The organism is Pseudoalteromonas sp. NBT06-2, from assembly GCF_002276045.1.
GTDB lineage: Bacteria > Pseudomonadota > Gammaproteobacteria > Enterobacterales > Alteromonadaceae > Pseudoalteromonas.
The window spans coordinates 1-6187 of record NZ_NQMR01000234.1 but is presented as its reverse complement, the minus strand read 5'-3'; the positions used below and the strand labels follow the sequence as shown (position 1 = coordinate 6187).

Below are 6187 nucleotides of genomic sequence, written 5' to 3'. Positions count from 1 at the left end.
TTAATTTCACCTAAAACTGCTGAAAGTAGACAGATTTATTTCAGGAAGTAAGCTTAAATCATACAAGTTATTTTTTATTTTTGGGTATTATTAAAAAAGGGCTGTATTATCTTAAATCCTACCTTAAGTCACTTGCTATCTGATGAGATAAGCCTGTACTATTCTAATTCGTCGACACGCATAATACATAATAATTATAAGAGATAACAATAAAATGGCAGAAATACGTGAAGGCTTTCAAAGTCGGTTAGGTTTTGTATTGGCAGCTGCGGGAGCGGCTGTTGGACTTGGCAATATTTGGGGGTTTCCAACACAAGCTGCTAACCATGGTGGTGGCGCATTTTTATTGGTTTATTTTTTAGTTATCTTTTTACTTGCTTTACCAGCACTTTATACCGAATTGTATTTGGGCCATAGCGCTCAAGTAAATCCTGTTGAAGCGCTTAAAAAAGCATGTGAAGAACGCTCTCAAACAATGGGGGCAGCAGCTGGTTATATTGGTTTGTCTGGTGCAATAGTCATGTTAAGTTTTTACTCTATTGTAGCTGGTTGGATGCTTGCTTATAGTTTGGAACCGATTGCAACACTGTTTAATTTTACGCATGTGAGTGAATTCTTAAAAGCAGATTCAAACCTTCGTAACTTTATTTTTACATCTATTATGCTGATATTAAGTGCAAGTATTATTCTTAAAGGTGTTAAATCGGGTATTGAGGTCTGGTCCAGAAGACTCATGCCTTTATTATTGGTTTTACTCGTTTTATTAATAGGTTATATAGCAACACTTGAAGGTGCTAGTGCAGGATTTAATGCTTATTTGAAACCAGATTTCAGTCAAATTAGTGATCCTCAACTGATTATCGCTGCTATGGGGCAAGCATTTTTCTCGTTATCTTTAGGGGTAGGCTGCATGATGATTTATGGCTCGTACTTAAAACCCGATGCTAATTTACCTAAACTGACCTTATCTGTTGCTTTGTTAGATACCAGTGTTGCATTCTTAGCTGGTTTATTAATTATCCCAGCATTATATGTTGCTCAAAATCATGGTGTAGAGGTATTTCAAAGCGGTAAACTGATTGGAGAAGGACAGCTTATTTTTGCAGTATTACCTGAGCTATTTAGCTCTATGGGCCACGTAGGCTTGTATATAGGATTTATTTTTTTTGTTTTAATGTCAATAGCTTCAATCACATCAACAATTTCTTCTACAGAAATACCAGTTGCATTTTTAGTTGAAAATAAAAATGTTTCTAGAAAAAAAGCAACATGGTTGGTAACGCTTGTTATATTTCTAGCATCAAGCTTAATTATTCTCAATTTTGATTGGTTATTTGGCCTAGTGATCCAATTGTTTACACAATATCAATTACCATTAATGGGATTATTTTATTTTATTACCGTTGGTTGGTTATGGAAGAGAGGGAATAAATTATTAGCGGTAACTCGTGGCGTACATTATTGGTTCGCGCAGTATATTCGTTACATTTGTCCAATATTAATGACTGCAGTTTTTGCTAATGTCGCTTTTAAATAATAAATATTAACTAGTGGAATTTATAAAACCATTTGTCTACTTAAGAAGACGAATGGTTTTTTTGTATATGCACTTAAATTAAAAGGTAAAAAAATGTCAATAAAAGTCGCTTTTATAGGTTTAGGTGTTATGGGTTACCCCATGGCTGGCCATTTAAAAAACGCGGGTTATGATGTCACTGTATTTAACAGAACAGAAGAAAAAGCGCAAAAGTGGGTTAAGCAATTTGGTGGTGTTATGGCATCTACACCTTCTGAAGCTGCAAATTCAGCTGATCTTGTATTCGTTTGTGTTGGTAACGATGATGATTTAAGAGAAGTGACATTAGAGACGACTGGTGTTTTAGCAAGCATGTCTCAAGGTAGTATTCTTGTTGATCATACAACTACATCTGCCGAGGTGGCAAGAGAAGTTGCCCAAGTTGCTCAAAGTAAAGATATTGCATTTTTAGATGCGCCAGTTTCAGGTGGCCAAGCAGGTGCAGAAAATGGTGTATTAACTGTAATGGCAGGTGGAGATCAAACTATATTTGATAAAGCACAACCTGTAATGGATTGCTATTCTCAGTTTAGCCAATTATTAGGGCCGGCAGGAGCAGGTCAACTAACAAAAATGGTAAATCAAATTTGTATTGCAGGTCTCGTTCAAGGTTTAGCCGAAGGGTTACATTTTGCACGTAGTGCTGGATTAGATGGTGAAAAAGTCATCGAAACCATTTCTAAAGGGGCAGCAGGATCTTGGCAAATGGAAAATCGCTATAAAACAATGTGGGATGGTGAATACGACTTTGGTTTTGCTGTTGATTGGATGCGTAAAGATTTAGGGATCGCTTTAGATGAAGCGAGAAACAATCAATCTAGCTTACCGGTAACTTCTTTAGTTGATCAATTTTATTCAGAAGTGCAGTCATTAGGGGGCAGTCGTCATGACACCTCAAGCTTACTGTCGAGGCTTGAAAATGTGAGAAAAGACAAATAGTTAACATACATTATATTTAAATTATAAAGTAATTCTTATAAAAATTATGATGTATATAGTTTGTTTTTTTAAATCAATAAAAATAAGGTAAAAAGTGCTATTTTCCCCGCCAAGATTCTATCTACTGTTGGGGACTATTTTATTGGCACTAATTGCACTTTAAAATAATTACAAAAATTTGGGAACACTAAATTATATGAAACAACTTTTATTCATTCTGTTTGCACTTGTTTATTCAGGTACAGCTTTAGCTTCAGGTGGTGGAGACACCATTGACTTAACAACACATTGGATTGGTTATACAGCCCTTGCAATATTTGTACTCTCATATAGTTTAGTAATTCTTGAAGAAAAACTTCATTTACGTAAATCTAAACCAGTCTTATTAGCTGCTGGTCTGATATGGATTTTGATAGCTGCATTTTATAGTTCTCAAGGTATGCCACACTCGGCAGAGGTTGCAATTCGTCATAATTTCTTAGAATATGCTGAGCTTTTCTTTTTTCTTCTTGTTGCTATGACCTATATAAATGCAATGCTAGAACGTGATGTATTTAACGCATTACGTGACTGGCTAGTAGCCAAACGCTTTAGTTATCGTTCTTTATTTTGGCTAACTGGTATTCTAGCATTCTTCATATCTCCTATTGCAGATAATTTAACGACTGCATTGATTATGTGTGCAGTTGTATTAGCTGTAGGTAAAGAACAACCTAAGTTTATCGCTATTGGTTGTATTAATATTGTAGTCAGTGCAAATGCAGGTGGTGCTTTTAGCCCATTTGGCGATATTACAACACTGATGGTCTGGCAAAAAGGAATCATTCAATTTCAGGAGTTCTTTGTTTTATTTATTCCATCTGTTGTTAACTTTATTATTCCTGCATTTATCATGCAATTTGCATTACCAACAGGTAGACCTGAAGCAGTATCTAAATATACGACACCAATTAAAAAAGGTGGTTTAACAATTGTCGGTTTATTTATCCTTACAATAATAACAGCTGTATCATTTCACAACTTCCTACACTTGCCTCCGGTATTTGGCATGATGTTAGGTCTTGCATATCTTAAACTCTTTGGGTACTACCTACGTAAGTCTGCAAAAATAGAAATTGATCATAATGATATTCCTACAGGTCATAAAATTGAAGATGATTTTGATATTTTTGATAAAATAGCAAAAGCAGAGTGGGATACTTTATTTTTCTTCTACGGGGTGATATTAGCTGTAGGTGGTTTAGGTTTTATTGGTTATTTAGGTCTCGCATCTGAATTTATGTATGGGCAACTTGGTGCAACTAATGCGAATATTCTTGTTGGTATACTATCTGCCATTGTCGATAATATCCCAGTCATGTTTGCAGTGTTATCTATGCAGCCAGAGATGCCGCATTCACAGTGGTTACTAGTAACTTTAACAGCAGGTGTTGGTGGTAGCATGTTATCAATAGGCTCTGCAGCTGGTGTGGCTTTAATGGGGCAAGCTAGAGGTTATTATACTTTCTTTAGTCACCTAAAATGGACTCCTGTTATCGCACTAGGTTACGCTGCGAGTATCTATGTTCATTTATTAATTAATACATAATTTGGTCACTTTAAAATAGTCAAATAATAAAGGCTTTCTCTGTTTTATATTAAGGAAAGCCTTTTTTTGACCAATGAAGCTAGCAGACTCCTACAGACTGAAAAATCCTATATCACCAAGAAGGGCTGATGATCCTAATGCTAATACAGATGAATTCGTGGCACTAGTTCGTTATCGATTTTTCAATGTTTAACAAAAACTAAGTTGTTTTTTTGAATATTGATAAATAGAATTCTAAAGTGATTTCTATATTTTCTTTTTGTTCTAAAGCATGCCAATGCTCAGGTCTAAACTTCCATGCAAAAGGCGTCATCATCACTAAATTTTTTGTTGTTGGAATATCAAGTATTACTGTCTTTGTTAATACTTCTTCGCTATAACTTTCAAAACCTGTAGGGCATGTAACAGGAGTATGAAGGTTTACTTCTTGATATATTTTTTGTTTAAGTTCAAATAAATGCATTGGACCAGGGCTTGCAACAATCAGTTTATCATTACATAATCGTGCAAGCTCAGTCTCAAATAATGGTGCAAAAATACTAACTATCACATCAGCTTGCAGATCATTAAATGGTGCTTGTGCGATAGAAGCAACACTAAAGTGACACTCAGGATACCGTTTAGCTGCATATTTAACTGCATGCTTTGAAATATCAATACCATAAACTTTACAATTAACAGCCGATTTTTGTAATGCTTGAGTGTAGAAACCTTCACCACAGCCAAAATCAATAATTGTTTTTCCTTGAGATAGTCTTTTTACCTTGTCGGCAACTGCGTCCTGTAAAAAACTATAATGCCCTTGAGTTAAAAAATTACGACGGGCCTGAACCATTTCAATATTATCACCAGGGTCTTTACTTTTTTTATTTTGCACGGGTAATAAGTTAACATAGCCTTCTTTAGCAAAATCAAAACTATGATTACTGCGACATTTTAATGTTTTATCAGTAAATGAAAGCTTAGCAGCACAAATAGGGCATACATAATTTAAAGACATATTATTTAAACTCAGCCCAAATTGGAGCATGATCGGAAGGTTTCTCAATACCACGCAATTCGTAATCTATACCAGTATCAATACATGATTTTGCAAGAGAATTTGTGGCTAATACAACATCAATTCGTAAACCACGATTATCAACAAACCCTTTAGAACGATAATCAAACCAAGAATATTTATCTGCAACATCTTGGTTTTGCTCCCTGAATGTATCTTTAAAACCCCAATCCATAAGCGTTGCCAACCATTGTCTTTCCTCAGGTTGAAATGAACATTTACCTGTTTTCAACCATCTTTTAGCGTTTACTTCTCCAATACCGATATCTAAATCTGTTGGAGAGATATTAATATCACCCATAACAACAATATTTTCGTCATTATTATGGTGTTTGTTTAAATATGTCATTAAATCTTTATAGAATTGACGCTTATATGGATATTTTGTTTCATGACTAATATTGTCACCTTGAGGAAAGTAACCATTTAGTACTGTAATTTTTTCACCTGCATGATTTGTGGTTGTTACCATAATCATACGTTTTTGTGCATCGATGTCATCGGTCGGGAAACCCATTTTAACAATATCAGCTTCTTTTTTACATAACATAGCAACACCATAATGTGCTTTTTGCCCGTGAAAATAAACGTGATAGCCCATAGATTCTAATGCTTCAACAGGAAATGCGTCATTATGAACTTTAATTTCTTGTAAACCAATAATATCAGGCTGATGTTTATCAATGATTGCTTGTAATTGATGAAGACGTGCACGTAAGCCATTTATATTAAAACTGATGATTTTCATTTTATATTAATTCCGTGAATTCGTTATTTAGATACTTTAAATAAGCTTTGAACTAATTATTGAATATGTATACTTATTTAGAAGGTGAATATTAGCACTATATATAGAGCAGAAAATATAATTTATGAGTATTTAGATAAAATAATACATTTATTTATTTGTTTAGAAAATGCGTTATTAATAAGTTTTGTGAGTAACCTGTATGTAACTTGTATTCAACAGAGTATAAATTGTTAGCAAAGAAAATATTGATAAAAACACTTGCGCAATTTTGTA

5 protein-coding genes are annotated in these 6187 nt (G+C 34.2%); 3 read left to right on the top strand and 2 right to left on the bottom strand.

All coding sequences use genetic code 11. From position 1 onward, the window contains the following. Window positions 1-214: 214 nt before the first annotated feature. From CJF42_RS24560 to nhaD, 3 genes are all read left to right on the top strand, one after another. A complete protein-coding gene (locus tag CJF42_RS24560) occupies window positions 215-1537 on the top strand; it encodes a sodium-dependent transporter (RefSeq protein ID WP_095369154.1) in 1323 nt (440 codons plus the stop codon). A 93-nt stretch (window positions 1538-1630) separates the two neighbouring features. Continuing rightward, the gene (locus CJF42_RS24555; protein WP_095369153.1) at window positions 1631-2515 is read left to right on the top strand and encodes an NAD(P)-dependent oxidoreductase; all 885 of its coding nucleotides are present in this window, start codon (window positions 1631-1633) and stop codon (window positions 2513-2515) included. A gap of 196 nt (window positions 2516-2711) precedes the next feature. Next, complete coding sequence (gene nhaD, locus CJF42_RS24550) at window positions 2712-4103, top strand: sodium:proton antiporter NhaD (protein ID WP_095369152.1); 1392 nt, start codon at window positions 2712-2714, stop codon at window positions 4101-4103. 199 nt (window positions 4104-4302) lie between these two features. Here nhaD and rlmA read toward each other — a convergent pair whose 3' ends face one another. Together rlmA and xthA are read right to left on the bottom strand one after the other, a co-directional pair. Then, window positions 4303-5103: a 23S rRNA (guanine(745)-N(1))-methyltransferase gene (gene rlmA / locus CJF42_RS24545; RefSeq protein WP_095369155.1), complete on the bottom strand. Its 801-nt coding sequence runs from the start codon at window positions 5101-5103 to the stop codon at window positions 4303-4305. 1 nt (window position 5104) lies between these two features. Then, complete coding sequence (xthA, locus tag CJF42_RS24540; protein ID WP_095369151.1) at window positions 5105-5911, bottom strand: exodeoxyribonuclease III; 807 nt, start codon at window positions 5909-5911, stop codon at window positions 5105-5107. Window positions 5912-6187 lie beyond the last annotated feature (276 nt).

Excerpts from the sequence above, each read along its gene's own strand:
- xthA (WP_095369151.1), bottom strand. The coding sequence starts at position 5,911 with ATGAAAATCATCAGTTTTAATATAAATGGCTTACGTGCACGTCTTCAT.
- CJF42_RS24560 (WP_095369154.1), top strand. The coding sequence starts at position 215 with ATGGCAGAAATACGTGAAGGCTTTCAAAGTCGGTTAGGTTTTGTATTG.
- nhaD (WP_095369152.1), top strand. The coding sequence starts at position 2,712 with ATGAAACAACTTTTATTCATTCTGTTTGCACTTGTTTATTCAGGTACA.
- rlmA (WP_095369155.1), bottom strand. The coding sequence starts at position 5,103 with ATGTCTTTAAATTATGTATGCCCTATTTGTGCTGCTAAGCTTTCATTT.
- CJF42_RS24555 (WP_095369153.1), top strand. The coding sequence starts at position 1,631 with ATGTCAATAAAAGTCGCTTTTATAGGTTTAGGTGTTATGGGTTACCCC.